At 71.0% G+C, this 15815-nt stretch carries 12 protein-coding genes; 4 read left to right on the top strand and 8 right to left on the bottom strand.

What is annotated here, in order from left to right; translation table 11 throughout:
- The 4 genes from M4D54_RS12455 to M4D54_RS12440 form a co-directional block, all read left to right on the top strand.
- A partial coding sequence (locus M4D54_RS12455) for a hypothetical protein (RefSeq protein WP_259891863.1) occupies window positions 1–654 on the top strand: 654 nt, incomplete at its 5' end.
- Window positions 651–1601 carry a 3-methyladenine DNA glycosylase gene (locus M4D54_RS12450; protein ID WP_193864847.1) on the top strand — a complete coding sequence of 317 codons (951 nt, stop codon included), beginning with the start codon at window positions 651–653 and terminating at the stop codon, window positions 1599–1601. The genes M4D54_RS12455 and M4D54_RS12450, both read left to right, overlap by 4 nt.
- A gap of 52 nt (window positions 1602–1653) precedes the next feature.
- Entirely contained in the window at window positions 1654–4230 is a 2577-nt protein-coding gene (locus M4D54_RS12445; protein ID WP_193864846.1) for an RNA helicase, read from the top strand.
- Window positions 4231–4290: 60 nt separating this feature from the next.
- Window positions 4291–5535 carry a trans-acting enoyl reductase family protein gene (locus M4D54_RS12440; protein ID WP_193864845.1) on the top strand — a complete coding sequence of 415 codons (1245 nt, stop codon included), beginning with the start codon at window positions 4291–4293 and terminating at the stop codon, window positions 5533–5535.
- On the opposite strand, the gene M4D54_RS12435 is transcribed toward M4D54_RS12440, so the two are convergent.
- The 8 genes from M4D54_RS12435 to M4D54_RS12400 form a co-directional block, all read right to left on the bottom strand.
- Entirely contained in the window at window positions 5532–6563 is a 1032-nt protein-coding gene (locus tag M4D54_RS12435; protein WP_193864844.1) for a CNNM domain-containing protein, read from the bottom strand. The genes M4D54_RS12440 and M4D54_RS12435 overlap by 4 nt on opposite strands.
- The gene (locus tag M4D54_RS12430; RefSeq protein WP_259891862.1) at window positions 6560–7987 is read right to left on the bottom strand and encodes a hemolysin family protein; all 1428 of its coding nucleotides are present in this window, start codon (window positions 7985–7987) and stop codon (window positions 6560–6562) included. The genes M4D54_RS12435 and M4D54_RS12430 overlap by 4 nt, the downstream gene beginning before the upstream one ends.
- Before the next feature lie 119 nt (window positions 7988–8106).
- Entirely contained in the window at window positions 8107–8643 is a 537-nt protein-coding gene (locus M4D54_RS12425) for a glycine cleavage system protein R (RefSeq protein WP_259891860.1), read from the bottom strand.
- 10 nt (window positions 8644–8653) lie between these two features.
- Complete coding sequence (cimA, locus tag M4D54_RS12420) at window positions 8654–10318, bottom strand: citramalate synthase (protein ID WP_193864841.1); 1665 nt, start codon at window positions 10316–10318, stop codon at window positions 8654–8656.
- Window positions 10319–10325: 7 nt separating this feature from the next.
- Window positions 10326–11417, bottom strand: a complete 1092-nt coding sequence (locus M4D54_RS12415; RefSeq protein ID WP_193864840.1) for a branched-chain amino acid aminotransferase — start codon at window positions 11415–11417, stop codon at window positions 10326–10328.
- A 39-nt stretch (window positions 11418–11456) separates the two neighbouring features.
- Window positions 11457–12542, bottom strand: coding sequence for a 3-isopropylmalate dehydrogenase (locus tag M4D54_RS12410; RefSeq protein ID WP_193864839.1), 1086 nt, complete (start codon window positions 12540–12542; stop codon window positions 11457–11459).
- 13 nt (window positions 12543–12555) lie between these two features.
- Window positions 12556–14163: a phosphoglycerate dehydrogenase gene (serA, locus tag M4D54_RS12405; protein ID WP_193864838.1), complete on the bottom strand. Its 1608-nt coding sequence runs from the start codon at window positions 14161–14163 to the stop codon at window positions 12556–12558.
- Between the two features lie 302 nt (window positions 14164–14465).
- Window positions 14466–15815: hypothetical protein (locus M4D54_RS12400; protein WP_311199711.1), on the bottom strand; the 1350-nt coding region annotated here is incomplete at its 5' end.

Raw genomic sequence — 15815 nt, 5'->3', positions numbered from 1 at the left:
CACCGCCCCGTCACGCCTCGAGTGCACGTACGGGAGACCGAGAGGGGAACGATGGCCGACGCGAGAGCACGCACCCAGGACCGGGGGCGTGAACTGCACTGGTTCGGCTTCAACCGCGCCCTGGTCGTCCTGCAGCGGGTCGCGCTGTTGATCGCTGCTCTCACCGCGCTGGTACCCGTGGCACTGCTGGTCGCAGCCGTCATCGGCAGCAGACAGTCGGCCTGGACTGTGGCACTTGTCATCGGGGGTGGGTTCCTGTACCTGGCGGTGAGCGGCGCCGTCCTGGCGCTCGCATGGCGCAGCACGTCGATGGCCATGGTGGTGACCACCACCGGCATCGAGGTGCGGGGGTACTGGATCCGTCGCTGGATCCCGTGGGATCAGATCGCGATGATCGAGTCCAGCACCCACTGGTACTGGCGCAGGGCCACCTGCATCCACACCCACCACACCCTCTCGGCCAACGGCGAGCGCATCACCGCCGCCGTCACGGCCTACCAGTACATCTTCTGGCGCAGCGAGCCGTACGACGCCCGGGCCCGCGATCCGCGCGAACACCTCGCGCCCACCCGGGCGGCGATGGACGCGCACCGCAGGTACCTGCGCGGCGAATTCCCCGCTGCCGCTGCCGGCACTCGAGAAGGAGCCGGGTGACGATACCGCCGATCCGTGCGCCCGGGCGGGTGCTCACCGCTGAGCAGGCCCGGCAGGCGCGCGCGCTCCACGAGGAGCGGGCCGACGCCCTCACCGCCGGTCACCGGGAGCGGCGCGCACGAGGGGAGAAGCACCCGGTGGAGGACTTCCTGTTCTCCTACTACCCCTTCTCCGCAGCCCGGCTGCGTCGCTGGCATCCGGGGTGGCGCACGGCCTACGACCCTGCCGCCGACTTCGACCCAGCGGGGCACGGGATCGGCGGTGACGTGCAGGAGGCCGGTTCGCGCACCTGGTACGTGGACGTTCCCGCGACAACGCCCCTGCGCCGGGCGGATGTGGGCCGGTACCTCGCCGAGCGCTCCGATGCTCTCCGCTTCATGGTGCGCCTGCTGTCGGCCTCCTCCATGGCGCTGCGCTCCCCGCAGTTCGGCTGCTTCGGCCTGCACGAATGGGCGATGGTGCATGGGCTCCGACCCGGTCAGCAGCGTCACGAGGCCCTCCCGCTGCGCCTGAACCAGGCCGAGACGGACGCCGTGGTGGAGCGCGAGCGCCTGGTGTGCTCGCACATCGATGCGTTCCGCTTCTTCACCCCCTCGGCCGCTCCGCGCAACGCCACCCAGCCCACTCGGGCCACACAGATGGCCAATGACAATCCTGCGTGCCTGCACGTGGGGATGGACCTGTACAAGTGGGCCATGAAGCTCTCACCCCTGGTCTCGAGCACCCTGGCGCTGGACTGCTTCGAGCATGCCCGCCAGACCCGCGTGTTGGACATGGAGGCGAGCCCTTATGACGTTCGGCCCCTGGGGTACGGGGTAGTCCCGATCGAGACGCCGGCGGGTAAGGCGGAGTACGTACGACGGCAGCGCGCCCTGGCCGACAGAGCCGAGGAGCTCCGCGGGCGGATCCTGGGTGAGCTCGAGGGATTGCCGGTCGACGCTCCCTGACCAGTGAGAGGCCTGCACCTAAGCGGATGGCTGCACCTGAGAGACTGGACCCATGGCTTTGCTGACGCGCTTCCTGCCCGGTGACCACTCCTCCCCTGTCGCTGCGGACGACGAGGCCGCGCAGGACCGGATCGTCGAGGGCTTCATCGCCTCCCAGCAGGCCATCGGCCGCAGCCTCTACCCGCACCAGGAGGAGGCGCTGCTGGCGATCGCCGCCGGGGATCACGTGATCGCAGCGACCCCCACCGGCTCGGGCAAGACCACCATCGCCTACTGCGCGATCTTCGCGGCCATGGCCCGGGGCCAGCGCTCCTACTACACCGCCCCCATCAAGGCGCTGGTGAGCGAGAAGTTCTTCGACCTGGTCTCCCAGTTCGGCGCCGAGAACGTGGGCATGATGACCGGGGACAGCTCGGTGAACCACGACGCCCCGATCATCGTGTGCACCGCGGAGATCCTCGCCAACCACGCCCTGCGCGACGGCCCCACCTCCGATGTGGGCCTGGCCGTGATGGACGAGTTCCACTTCTACGGGGACCCCCAGCGCGGCTGGGCCTGGCAGGTGCCGCTGGTGGAGCTGCCGGACTGCCAGTTCGTGCTGATGAGCGCCACCCTGGGTGATGTCTCCTTCTTCGAGGAGGACCTCGAACAGCGCACGGGGCGTCCGGTCACCACCATCGACGACGCGCCCCGCCCGGTCCCGCTGGACTTCCGCTGGTCGCTCGAGCCCCTGCCGGACACCATCGCCACCATCGTCGAGGACCGCGACGCGCCGGTCTACATCGTGCACTTCACCCAGAAGGAGGCGCTCGAGCAGGCGCAGGCCCTGAAGGGCCAGAAGATCCTCACCGCCGCGGAGAAGGAGCAGGTGCGGGAGATCATCGGCGACTTCCGCTTCGCCAAGGGCTTCGGGCGGGTGCTGTCCGGCCTGGTGCGTGAGGGGATCGGCGTGCACCACGCCGGCATGCTCCCCAAGTACCGGCGTCTGGTGGAGAAGCTGGCCCAGTCCGGGCTGCTGAAGATCATCTGCGGCACCGACACCCTGGGGGTGGGCATCAACGTGCCCATCCGCACCGTGCTGCTGACAGCGCTGGCGAAGTACGACGGGCGTCGCACGCGCCTTCTGAACGCGAGGGAGTTCCACCAGATCGCCGGCCGTGCGGGCCGGGCGGGCTTCGACACCGTGGGCCACGTGGTGGTGCAGGCCCCCGTGTGGACCATCGAGTTCGAGAAGGAGCGGGCCAAGGTGCGTGCCCGCGAGGAGGCCGGCACGGCGCCCAACAGCGCCAAGAAGCGCAAGAAGGAGCCGAGGCCCAAGGTCCCCGACGGCGCGGTGACGTGGTCCGAGCAGAACCTCACCAAGCTGGTGGAGAACCCGCCCGAGCAGCTCCGCCCCCACCTTCGGATCACCGCCTCCATGGTGCTGGCGCTGATCGCCCGGCCCGGGGACGCGATCGCTGCTGGCCGCCACTTGATCATGACCAGCCACCAGACCCGCACCCAGAAGCTGGCGCTGGTCAAACAGGCGGTCGACATCTTCCGCGGGCTGCGCGACGCCGACATCATCGAGATCCTCGCTGAGCCCGATCATCTGGGTCGTCGCATCGCCCTGGTGGAGGACCTTCAGCTGGACTTCACCATGAACCAGCCGCTGGCCCCGTTCGCGATCGCCATGATCGACTCCCTGGACGAGGAGTCTGACACGGTCACCCTGGACACCGTCTCGATCATCGAGGCGATCCTCGAGGACCCTATGCAGATCCTGCTGGCACAGCAGAACGCCGCCAAGGGCGAGCTGCTGGCGGAGCTGAAGGCCGACGGCGTCGAGTACACCGAGCGGATGGCCCAGCTGGACGAGGTCACCTGGCCCAGGCCCCTGGAGGAGGACCTCGAGGCCGCCCTGGAGATCTACCGCGGAAAGCACCCCTGGGTGCGGGCCGGTGACCTCTCCCCCAAGTCGATCGTGCGCGAGATCTACGAGACCGGGCAGACCTTCAGCGAGTTCGTGCAGCGCTACAGCCTGGCCCGCAGTGAAGGCATCGTGCTGCGCTACCTCTCCGACGCCTACCAGGCGATGCGCCGCACCATCCCGCAGGATCTGCGCACCACGCAGCTCGAGGACATGATCGAGTGGCTCGGGGTGCTGGTGCGCGGCATCGACTCCTCGCTGCTGGACGAGTGGGAGGCCCTCACCCATCCCGAGGACGCCACCGACGGTGCCGAGGAGATCCGCCCCTCGACCCCGCGCGGCCTCTCCGCCCAGACCAAGGTGCTGCGCACCATGGTGCGCTCGGCCATGTGGCAGCGCGTGGAGCACTTCGCCTTCGAACGCGAGGCACGCCTGGCGGAGCTGGACGGCGCCTCGGGCTGGGACCGGAAGGCCTGGGCCGAGGCGATGGACGACTACTACGACACCTACGACCACGTCGGCATCGACGGCCCGGCCCGCTCACCGCAGCTGCTGCAGATCACCGAGGAGTCCAAGGTGTGGCGGATCCGACAGGTGCTGGACGATCCGGACCACAACCGCGACTGGGGCATCGAGGCCGAGCTGGACCTGGAGGCGACCGACGAGGCCGGCGAGCCGGTGCTGGCGATCACCCACGTGGGCGAGCTGGGCGGGCACTGACGCCGGTATCGGCTCCCTGCGCGCTCCCCGCTCAGCGCACGGGAAGGGTACGGTCGAGGGATGGACCACGACCGGCGTCACGACCTCGTCCTGTTCGGTGCCAGCGGCTTCATCGGCCGTCTGGTCGCCCAGCACCTCGCCGACCAGGCTCCCCCCGGGCTGCGCATCGCCCTGGCGGGCCGCACCGTCTCCCGCCTGGAGGAGGTGCGGGACCGGCACGGCCGCCCCGAGTGGGATCTGCTCACCGCTGACAGCAGCGACCAGGCCGCGCTGGCGGACCTGGCCACATCGACCCGGGTGGTGCTGAGCACCGTCGGCCCGTACCACCGCCACGGCCTGCCGCTGGTGCTCGAGTGCGCCCGCGCCGGCACCGACTACGTGGACCTGACCGGGGAGGTCGCCTTCGTGCGCGCGTCGATCGACCGCGCCCATGACGAGGCGGTGCGCACCGGGGCCCGCATCGTCCACTCCTGCGGCTTCGACTCGGTCCCCTCCGATCTGGCCGTCCACCTCCTGCACGGCGCCGCCACCGCAGACGGAGCGGGCGGGCTGGGCGACACCACCCTGTTGGTGACACGGCTGCGCGGTGGGCTCAGCGGAGGCACCGTGGACTCGATGCGCGAGCAGCTCTCCCTGGTCCGCTCCGACCGGGAGGCGGCGCAGCTGGCCGCCGATCCCTACGCGCTCGCACCGGACCGTGCCGCCGATCCGCGCCTGCCCGGGCAAGAGGACTCCACGGACGTCTTCGTCGAGGCGGGCTCCGGCCGGTGGACGGCCCCGTTCGTCATGGCCTCCTACAACACCCGCATCGTGCGCCGCAGCCACGCGCTGCTGCGCGAGCACGGGGACACACCGGCGGGGTACGGCGCGGCGTTCCGGTACCGCGAGATGGTCGACACCGGGCGAGGGCGGAGGGGACGCCGGCGTGCACAGGCGCTCCGCACCGGACTCGCGGCGCTGTGGCTGGGGCTGAGCACACCGGGCCTGTCGCGGATCGTCGATGCTCTGCTGCCGAAGCCCGGCGAGGGCCCCTCCCCCGAACAGCGCGCCTCCGGCCTGTTCGAGGTGCAGGCCCGGACCACCGCCCAGGACGGGCAGGGGTACCTGGCCACCGTGGGCGCCCAGGGTGACCCCGGGTACGCCGCCACCTGCGTGATGATCGGACAGTGCGCGCTCGCCCTGGCCGTGGAGCCCGAGCGCTGCCGCCCCGGCGGGGGCGTGCTGACACCGGCCGTGGCCCTGGGCGATGTGCTCGTCGAGCGGCTGCGGGCGCAGGGGTTCCGGTTGCGCGTGGACCCCCTCTAGGCGCCGGTCTCCTGCGGCTCCCGGCGGGGCAGCACCTTGCGCATGATGTCGGTCGAGGTGACCACGCCGAGGAACTCCTCCCCGTCCATGACCGCCGCGAGCTGCTCGTTCTCTCCCCGGATCATGGTCAGCGCGGCCAGCACCGGGGTGTCCCCTTGGAGCCGGAAGGCGGGGCGAGCCAGTTCGGCGACGGGACGGGCCGAATCTTCCAGCAGGGTGTCGCGCACGTGGATCACACCGGGGCCGTCGGCATCCAGGTCCCGCACCAGGATCCGCTTGTGACCGGTGCGGGCCGAGGCCGCCTGGAGATCGGCGACGGTGGCATCGCGATCCACGGCGGTGGCGCGGTCGGCCGGGTCGATCAACCCGCACAACGGGGCGTCGGCCAGGTCCAGCACCTCGGAGATCTGGTCGCGGAACTCCTGCTCCAGCACGCCCTGCTCCCCGGAGTGCTCCACCAGCTGCCGGATGGTCTCCGCGTCGTGACCGCCCACGGCGGCGCGGTCCATGGGCTCGAAGCCGCTGGCCGCCACCAGGCGGTTGGCCACCGCGTTGACGAAGGTGAGCAGGGGCCGCACCCCGGCGATGAACACCCGGGAGGGGATCGCGATGACCTTTGCGGCGGTCTCCGGGGCAGCGATGGCCCAGGACTTCGGAGCCATCTCCCCCACCACCAGGTGCAGGAAGGTGACCAGCAGCAGCGACAGCACGAACGAGGTGGTGCCGGCGACCTGGGAGGGCAGCCCGGTCGCCTCCAGGAGCGGGCCCAGCGCCGCATCCACGCCCGGCTTGGTGATGGCGCCCAGCGCGAAGGTGCACAGGGTGATGCCCAGCTGCGCGCCGGCCAGCATGATGGTCAGCTCGTGCATGCCCTTCAGTGCGGCCCGCGCTGAGGCGCTGTGGCCGGTCTCCTCCTCGAGGCGGTGCTGACGGGCACCGAGCAGTGCGAACTCGATGACGACGAAGAAGGCGCTGGCGATCAGCAGCAGGATCGTCGCGACGGTGACGAAGACGGGATCAGTGCTCATCGCTTCGTCTCCTGGTCCGTCGCGCGGTCGGTGCTGTCGATGTCGCCGGCCTTCAGCTCATCGGGGTCGATCTCGTGGACCCGCAGCTCCACCCGGAGGCGGCTGGGCACATGACGGTCGGTCTCCAGCACCTCGATGTGGAGCTCGCGACGCACGGGCTGGTCGGCGACCACGTCGCTGGGCACGGCGGGCAGCTCGATGGTGAGGGTGCGGCCCTCCTCGGGAAGCTCGCCCAGCTGGGCGATCACCAGGCCGCCGACGGTCTCGTAGTCATCCTCCGGCAGGGGGTGGCCGATCAGGCGTATCAGCTCGTCGGCGTGGACGTCGCCGTCCATCTCCCAGGAGTCCTCCGGGCCGGTGGAGGCGGTGACCTCGTCGGTCTCGGCATCGTGCTCGTCGTGCAGCTCACCGATCAGCTCCTCGGCGAGGTCCTCCTCGGTGAGGATGCCGGAGAAGGTGCCGAACTCGTCGATCACGCAGGCGATCTCCTGGCCGACCTCGCTGAGGGCCTCCAGCACATCGGGCAGCGGCATCCGCTCGGGGACGATGAGGGGCTCGCGCATGGCCACGGTGACCGACTCGTGGTCGCCGTGGCCAGCGGCCAGCAGGTCGGTCATCAGCACCACGCCCACCGGCTCGTCCTCGTCGGAGACCACGGGGTAGCGGCTGTGGGCACCGGCCATCAGGGTGCGGATCTCACCGATGGTGGTCTCGGTGTCCACGGTGCTGACCTTGGCGCGGGGAACCATGGCGTGCTCGGCGTCCTGCTCGGGGAAGTCGATCACGCGGTCGATCACCACGGAGAGGTCCTCGGGCATGTCCCCGCTGTCGCGGGAGTCGCGCACGATCCGCTCGAGATCCTTGGCGGTCGCGGTGGAGTCCACGTCATGGACGGGCTCCATGCCCAGCAGGCGGATCAGGCCGTTGGCCGCATGGTCGAAGACGGTGATCAGCCAGCCGAACAGGGCCAGGTAGATCAGGGTGGAGCGGGAGACGGCGCGTGCCACGGGCTCCGGGGCGGCGATGGCGAGGTTCTTGGGGTACAGCTCACCGAAGATCATCTGCGCCACGGTGGCGAGCACCAGGGCCAGCACGGTGCCCACCGCGATGCTGATGGCGGCGGGTACGCCGGCCACTCCCAGGATCGTGCCCAGGGACTCGCCCACCAGGGGCTCGGCCACATAACCCACGAGCAGGCCGGTCACGGTGATGCCCAGCTGGGCGCCGGAGAGCATGAAGGAGGTGCGCTCGGTGACCTTCACGGCGCGCTTGGCGGCCTCGTCGCCCCCGGCCGCGGCGGCCCGCAGCCGCGAGCGGTCCACCGACATGTAGGCGAACTCCTGGGCCACGAAGTAGCCGTTGGCAGCGATCAGCGCGAGGATGATCGCGACGCCCAGCAGGAGCAGGAGGATCGTGGTGCCCATCAGAGGAGGCCTCCCTCAGGGGAGCTGACGGGCACGGTACTGGCAGACGGGGGTGCGTCGGGCATGAGCGCGATGGTAGACATGCCCGGTCTCGTCTCCTGACAACGCGCTGGCAACGCTCAGGCGGGCTCGTCGAGGTCGAGGTCCACCATCAGCTCGGCGGCGATGCGCTCCAGCGCCTCCCGCACCTCGCCCGGGTCGCGCCCCGCCGGCAGGGCGACCAGGGCTTCCGCCTCGAACAGCACGCCGCCGCCCTGCGGGGCATCGCTGGTCCAGGTGCGCAGGTCCTCGATGCTGGCGCCCTGGGCGGCGAGCGCCGAGGTGACCTCCCGCACCATGCCGGTGCGGTCCTGCCCCACCAGGTGCAGCCGTAGGGGCTCCTGCTCCCCGGCATCGCCCGACGCGCCGGCCGCGAGGCGGGCATCGGTGACGTCGACCCGCAGGCCCACGCTCTGATGCAAGGCGTCGAGGGCGCGGGTGAGGTCCTGGACCCGTTCCTCGGGCACCTCCACCAGGACCACACCGGCGAACTTGCCGGCCAGATGCGACAGGCCGCTCTCCAGCCAGTTCCCGCCATGGAGGTCGACCTGCTCGGAGAGGGCCGAGACCAGTCCTTCGCGGTCATCACCGATCGCTGTGAGCACGAGTTGAGTCATGTCGCGCAGACTATCCGAGGCCGGGCGCCGACGGGGTGATCCCCGCCTTGTACAGCCCGTAGGTGTACGCATCCGAGATCGCCTCCCAGGAAGCCTCGATGAGGTTGGGGCCCACGCCCACGGTGGTGAACTCGAGATCCGCCCCCGCGGTGCGCACCAGCACCCGGGTGGTGGCGTCGGTGCCGTGGTGGGCATCGAGGATGCGCACCTTGAAGTCCTGCAGCTCCAGCTCGTCGATCAGCGGGAAGCGGTCCCGCAGCGCCTGCCGCAGGGCGAGGTCCAGGGCGTTGACCGGACCGTTCCCCTCAGCGATCGCGACGGAGCGGCCGCCGTCGGCCCCGTCAGTGCCCGCCCCGCGCAGCTTCACGGTGGCCTCCGTCTCCAGGGTGCCGTCACGCAGCTGCTGGGAGGTGGCGCGCCAGGACTCCACCTCGAAGTACCGCGGCACGCGACCCATCTCCTCCAGCAGCAGGAGCTCGAAGGAGGCATCGGCCGCCTCGTAGGAGTACCCCTCCGCCTCGCGCTGCTTGACGGTGCCAGCCAGCCGCCCCAGCAGGTTCTTCTGCCCGGTGAGGTCGAAGCCCAGCTCCCGGCCCTTCAGTTCGATGGAGGCGCGCCCGGCCATGTCCGAGATGATCATCCGCATGTCGTTGCCGATGGCGCGGGGATCCATGTGCTGGTAGAGGTCCGGGTCCACCCGGATGGCACTGGCGTGCAGGCCCGCCTTGTGAGCGAAGGCGCTGGCCCCGACGTAGGGCGCGCGGGCGCCGACGGGCATGTTGACGATCTCGCCGATGGCGTGAGCGATCCGGGTGGCCTCGGCGAGGGTCTCCCCCGGCACCAGGTCCAGCCCCATCTTCAGCTGCAGGTCCCCGAGCATGGTGAGCAGATCCGCGTTGCCGGTGCGCTCCCCGTAGCCGTTGACGCAGCCCTGCACATGGGTGATGCCCGAGCGCACTGCCATGAGGGCGTTGGCGACGGCACAGCCGGAGTCGTTGTGGGTGTGTGCGCCCAGCCGTGCCCCGGCGTGGCCTGCGGCCTTCAGGCGGGCGCGCAGCTCCTCGACCACCTCGGTCACCTGGTGCGGGAGCATGCCACCGTTGGTGTCGCACAGCACCACCACGCGCGCGCCTGCCGCGAAGGCCTCGACCACCACGGAGGTGGTGTAGTCGGGATCATGGGCGAAGCCGTCGAAGAAGTGCTCGGCATCGACGAACACCTCCCTCCCCAGCCGGACCAGGTGGGTGACGGTGTCCCGCACCATCGCCAGGTTCTCCTCGCCGTCGGTGCGCAGGGCGCCCGTGACGTGGCGCAGATCGGACTTGGCCACCAGGGTCACCGTGGGGGCCTCGGAGTCGACCAGCGCTGCGACCTGCGGATCCTCCTGGACGGGGACCCCGGCCTTGCGGGTGGCGCCGAAGGCCGCGAGTCGCGCGCACCTGAGGTCGAGCTCGGTGCGGGCGCGGGCGAAGAACTCGGTGTCCCGGGGGACCGCGCCGGGCCACCCGCCCTCGATGTAGGTCACCCCCAGTTCGTCGAGATGGCGGGCCACGGCCAGCTTGTCGGCCACGGAGAGCGTGAGCCCCTCCTGCTGGGAGCCGTCGCGCAGGGTGGTGTCGTAGAGGTGGAACGCGTCGATCGGGTCGACTGCGGTGCGGGGGCCGGGGGTCGTCATGGCGTCCTCACACCAGTCGGGTCAGCCAGCCGTGGCGGTCGGGGACCCGGCCGTACTGGATGCCGGTCAGCTCCTCGCGCAGGGCGAGGGTGGTCTGGCCGGAGCTGCCGTCGCCGATGGTCCAGGTGCCGTCCTGGGAGCGGAACTCGCCGATCGGGGTGATCACCGCCGCGGTGCCGCAGGCGAACATCTCGGTGATCTCCCCGGCGCTGATCTGGTGGGCGACCTCGCTCATCAGCAGCGTGGTCTCCACGGGCTGAAGCCCGCGGTCCTGGGCGATGCGCAGCACGGACTCGCGGGTCACGCCCTCCAGGATCGATCCCGAAAGGCGCGGGGTGAGGATGCGGTCGTCCCTCGTGATCGCGAAGACGTTCATGCCGGAGAGCTCGTCGATCGCGGTGTGGGTCTCGGAGTCCAGGAACATCACCTCATCGGCCCCGTGGGAGACGGCCTCGTTCTTGGCCAGCAGAGAGGAGGCGTAGTTGCCGCCGCACTTGGCGGCGCCCGTGCCACCGGCGCCGGCGCGGGCGTAGGTGTCGGTCACCCACACCACGAGCGGCTGCACGCCGCGCGGGAAGTAGGCGCCGGCCGGGGAGGCGATCACGTAGTAGTCCACCGTGTGGGAGGCCCGCACCCCCAGGAACTCCTCGGAGGCGAACATGAACGGCCTCAGGTACAGGGAGGTCTCCCCCTCCGGCTGCGGCACCCAGGGCTCATCGGCGGCCACGAGGGCGCGCACGGACTCCAGGAAGTCCCGCTCGGGAAGCTCAGGCAGTGCGAGGCGGCGGGCGGAGCGCATCATGCGCCGCGCGTTCTGCTCGGGCCGGAAGGTCCACACGGAGCCGTCGGCGTGGCGGAACGCCTTCATGCCCTCGAAGATCTCCTGCCCGTAGTGCAGCACCGCCGCGGCGGGCGAGAGCTGCAGCGGCCCGAAGGGCACCAGCTCGGCGCCGGTCCAGCCCTCCTCCACGGTCCAGCGGGCGTGGGCCATGAAGTCGGTGAAGTGCTGGCCGAAGCCGGGGGCGGCGAGGATGCGGGCGCGCTCGTCGTCGGTGATGCGCCGCGCGGTGGCGGCGGGGGTGAAGGTGAGCGCGCTCATCGATGTCTCCTCGGGACGGGGTAGGGCAGGATAGTTCGGTCAGTGTCCGCTGATCGCGGCGACCAGGGCGTCGCCGATCTCGGTGGTGCTGCGGGTACCCAGCTCGCCCCGAGCGGCGAGGTCGGCCTCGACGGCGGCCCGCACGGTCGCGGCGGCCTGCTCGTGGCCCAGGTGGTCCAGCAGCAGTGCCACGGAGGACACGGTCGCGGTGGGGTCAGCGATTCCCTGCCCGGCGATGTCGGGGGCGGAGCCGTGCACCGGCTCGAACATGGAGGGGGAGTCGCCGGTGGGGTTGATGTTCCCGCTGGCGGCCAGTCCGATGCCGCCGCCGATCGCGGCGGCGAGGTCGGTGAGGATGTCGCCGAACAGGTTGTCGGTGACGATCACGTCGAAGCGGGCCGGGTCGTTGACCAGGTAGATGGTGGCGGCATCGATGTGGGCGTAGTCCACTGTGACCTCGGGGAACTCGCGGCCCACCTGGTCCACCACGCGGCTCCACAGCTTCCCGGCGTGGACCAGCACGTTGTGCTTGTGGACCAGGGTCAGCTTCTTGCGGCGCCGCTGAGCCTGCTCGAAGGCGTAGCGCACCACGCGCTCGACACCGACGGCGGTGTTCAGCGAGACCTCGGTGGCGACCTCCAGCTCGGTGCCGGTGCGCATGGATCCGCCGTTGCCGACGTACGGGCCCTCGGTGCCCTCGCGGACCACCAGGAAGTCCACCTCGCCGGGATCGGCCAACGGTGAGGCAACGCCGGGCACCAGGCGGGTGGGGCGCAGGTTCACGAAGTGGTCGAAGCCGAAGCGGAGCTTCAGCAGCAGCCCTCGCTCGAGGACCCCTGAGGGGACCTCGGGGTCGCCGACGGCACCCAGCAGGATCGCGTCGTGCTCGGCCAGGCGCTGCATGTCGTCCTCGGTGAGGGTCTCGCCGGTGCGGTGCCAGCGGCCGGCGCCGAGGTCGAAGTCGGTGGTCTCCACCGACACGCCGGCGGGTTCGAGAGCGGCGCGCAGGGCCCGCAGACCCTGGGGGACCACCTCCTTGCCGATGCCGTCGCCCTCGATGACGGCGAGACGGATGCGGGTGCGCCGAGGGTCGGGGGCGCTGGGAGTGCTGGGGTTGCTCGTCATGGCTGTCTCCGGTTCAGTACGCGATGTCGACGGTATGGATGGCGCGGGCACCGATGGCCTCGCCGATCCGTTCGGCGAGCTCGCGCGGGGCGGACTGGTCGAGGTTGAGGATCACCAGGGCCTCCGCACCGGGTCCGTCCCCGGCACGGGAGACCTGCATGCCGGCGATGTTGACACCGGCCTCGCCGAGCAGCGCGCCGTACTGGCCGATCTGGCCGGGGCGGTCCTCGTAGCGGATCATCATCAGGTGGTCGCTGAGTGTCACGTCCAGGGGGTGCCCGGCGACCTCGATCAGCTTGTGGATCTGGTCCACTCCGCTGAGGGTGCCGGAGACGGAGACCACCTCGCCGTCACGGAGGGTGCCGCGCACCTGGATCTCGTTGCGGAAGCGCTCGGTGCCCTCGTGGGTCTCGAGGTTCACGGTGATCCCGCGCTCCTCGGCGAGGACGGGGGCGTTGACATAGCTGACCTGCTCGGTGACGACGCTGCGGAACACACCGCGCAGCACCGACAGCTTCAGCGCGGTGACGTCACGGGAGGCGATCTCGCCGCGGATCACGATGTCCAGCAGCTCGGGCGCCTCCCCCGCCATCACGGTGAACAGCTGGCCCAGGCGGTCGGCGAGGGCCACGCCCGGGCGCACCAGGTCGTCGATGGCTCCCCCGGCCACGTTGACGGCGTCGGGGACCAGCTCCCCGGCCAGGGCCAGGCGCACGGACTGGGCCACGGCGGTGCCGGCCTTCTCCTGCGCCTCGGCGGTGGAGGCACCCAGGTGCGGGGTCAGGGTGACGTTGTCGAGCTCCAGCAGCTTCGCGGCGCTCGGGGAGGCCGAGGGCGGCTCCGAGGAGTACACGTCCAGCGCGGCCCCGGCGATCCGCCCACTGGTGAGAGCCTCCACCAGGGCGTGCTCGTCGATGAGACCACCGCGGGCGGCGTTGACCACGTGCAGGGTGGGCTTGGCCATCGCCAGCTGCTCGGCGCCGATCAGACCCGTGGTCTCCGGGGTCTTGGGCATGTGCACGGTGACCACGTCGGATTCGCGCATCAGCTCGTCGAGCTCGACCACCCGGGCGCCCAGCTCGGCGGCGCGGGTGTGGTTGACGTAGGGGTCGTAGGCCAGCAGGTGCACGCCGAAGGGGGCCAGGCGCTCGGCGACCAGCTGACCGATGCGGCCGAAGCCCACCACACCCACGGTCTTGCCCAGCAGCTCGGTGCCCGTGAGGGCCTTGCGCTCCCACTTGCCCTGCTTCATCGAGGCGTCGGCGCGGCCGAGGTTGCGCAGGGAGGCCAGGATCAGCGTCACCGCGAGCTCGGCGGCCGAGACGATGTTGGAGGTGGGGGCGTTGATCACCATCACCCCGGCGGCGGTCGCGGCGGGGACGTCGACGTTGTCCAGGCCCACGCCGGCGCGGGCGACGACGCGCAGCTTCGGGGCCGCGGCGTACACCTCCGCGTCGACCAGGGTGGCGGAGCGGACAAGGAGGGCATCGGCCTGCGCCACCGCGGTGAGCAGCGCGGAACGGTCGGTGCCGTCCACGCTGCGGACCTCGACGTCGGGGCCCAGGACCTCGACGGTGGCGGGCGACAGCTCCTCAGCGATGAGCACGACAGGACGCGTCACGGAATCTCCTCCGGTACGGATGGTGGTCGTCGCTCACGCCCTCGGGTGCGACGGGTTTCAGGGGACAGCGTAGTCCGGTGTCCGCCATGCGGGAACGCGGGTCAGAATGCGAGATCGACGGCCGGTGAGTCCACTCGTGCTGCGTGGGCAACCTGATCGATCGCTGGCTGCGGAGCTGTCGGCGACGGGACAGGGCTCCCCCGCTGCCGCTTCGATCGCCGAAGCAGCGGACCTCTCATCACTGCGAGGCATTCTGTTCACCGGGTCGAGGCGAACTGCAGCGCGCCGAGGAGTCGCTCCGCTCACCCCTCCACGCGAATCCCCGCCAGCACCTGGTGGGCGAGGACGGGCGCCTCCTCGGCGGAGACCCCGTTGACCTGCACGCGATACTCCTCCTCCCCCACGTGCACGCGTACGGCGACGACCATCCCGTCCTCGCCACCCCGGCTGACCGCGGCGGTGACCAGGTCCGCGCCGCCGATCTCCGCCCGCGCGGCGTAGAGCACGGCGTCGAGCAGGTAGGGGCTCGGGACCGGCAGACGGAACAGGGTGATCCCGCCCTTGCGAGTGCCATCCTCGTCGACGCTGGAGATGCCGAGCTCTACCTCCTCGAGCTCACCCGACGTCGGAGGGATCGCGGCGGTGAGGCGGCCGAAGGAGATCTCCTGCCAGTCCTCGGGCACCTCGGTCGGCTCGACCAGTGGCAGCTCCTCCGCGTCGGAGATCGCGAGCGTGGGCACCGTGGCGACGACGTAGGTCATCAGCGCGTTCATCCGGCCGTCCTCGACGCCGAGATAGAAGGCGACCTCGCGCCGCAGGAACCCGTCCTCGCCCTCGCGCACGATCGGCACCACGCCGCGCACGAACGCGACCAGAGCGGCGCCCGCGCCGGGGAACGTGGTGCCCTCCGGCACCCGTGCGAGGAGGCTGGAGGTGTCCAGCACGCTCATCCGAGGACCATCCTCGGGATAGGGCGCCGGTTCGAGGTCGAACATCTCCGGCACGCCCACCTCGGGCGTCGGCGCCCCGCTGATGGGGACTTGCTCGAACAGCGGGTCGAAGGCCGAGGGGTCGAAGCCCTCGAGCCCGAACGCCTTCACGAGGACGGGCCCGATCTCACCGCTGCGGGAGTTGTCGGCCTCGAGCAGCAGCGGGGTGTCGGCGACCTCGACGACCGTCTGGAGCAGCACGTCACGCAGGGCGCTGCGCGCCTCGGACTCCCCACCGAGTGCCGCCGCGGCCTCGGCGTCGAACTCGAGCGGCTCGGCGGTGAGCAGGGGCGAGTCATCCGGGAAGCCGGGAGAGGCCCAGGTCCCGAAGCGGTCCTCTCGCTCGAGCGGCCCTGGCTCGATCCTCGCGCGCTCGTCCGCCGCGGCGGTGTCGATCTCCACGAGCCGCAGATCCTCCGCCGCCGCCCAGTCGTCGAAGGTGGTGCCAGGCTCCGGGGCGGGCTCCGAGGAGGCGCCTCCCTCGTCACTTCCGGCACCCGGCGCCGGGTCCGTCCCTCCGGCCGGCTCCTCGTCCCCGCCCGGAAGCAGGGAGCATGCCCCCGCCGTCGTCATCACGCCCAGGGCCCCCAGCCCGGTCAGCGCCGTGCGTCGTGTGGTCGTGCGGGTGGTCGCGTCCTTGCTCATCCCCGGATCCCCCTGCTC

Source organism: Brachybacterium sp. p3-SID1565, from assembly GCF_025143785.1.
Taxonomy (GTDB): Bacteria; Actinomycetota; Actinomycetes; order Actinomycetales; family Dermabacteraceae; genus Brachybacterium; species Brachybacterium epidermidis.
The sequence above is the reverse complement of the archived record's forward strand: the minus strand, read 5'-3'. Positions and strand labels throughout refer to the sequence as shown.

Coding starts and splice junctions, on each gene's coding strand:
- M4D54_RS12445 (WP_193864846.1), top strand. CDS start 1,654: ATGGCTTTGCTGACGCGCTTCCTGCCCGGTGACCACTCCTCCCCTGTC.
- M4D54_RS12440 (WP_193864845.1), top strand. CDS start 4,291: ATGGACCACGACCGGCGTCACGACCTCGTCCTGTTCGGTGCCAGCGGC.
- M4D54_RS12435 (WP_193864844.1), bottom strand. CDS start 6,563: ATGAGCACTGATCCCGTCTTCGTCACCGTCGCGACGATCCTGCTGCTG.
- M4D54_RS12430 (WP_259891862.1), bottom strand. CDS start 7,987: ATGGGCACCACGATCCTCCTGCTCCTGCTGGGCGTCGCGATCATCCTC.
- M4D54_RS12425 (WP_259891860.1), bottom strand. CDS start 8,643: ATGACTCAACTCGTGCTCACAGCGATCGGTGATGACCGCGAAGGACTG.
- cimA (WP_193864841.1), bottom strand. CDS start 10,318: ATGACGACCCCCGGCCCCCGCACCGCAGTCGACCCGATCGACGCGTTC.
- M4D54_RS12415 (WP_193864840.1), bottom strand. CDS start 11,417: ATGAGCGCGCTCACCTTCACCCCCGCCGCCACCGCGCGGCGCATCACC.
- M4D54_RS12410 (WP_193864839.1), bottom strand. CDS start 12,542: ATGACGAGCAACCCCAGCACTCCCAGCGCCCCCGACCCTCGGCGCACC.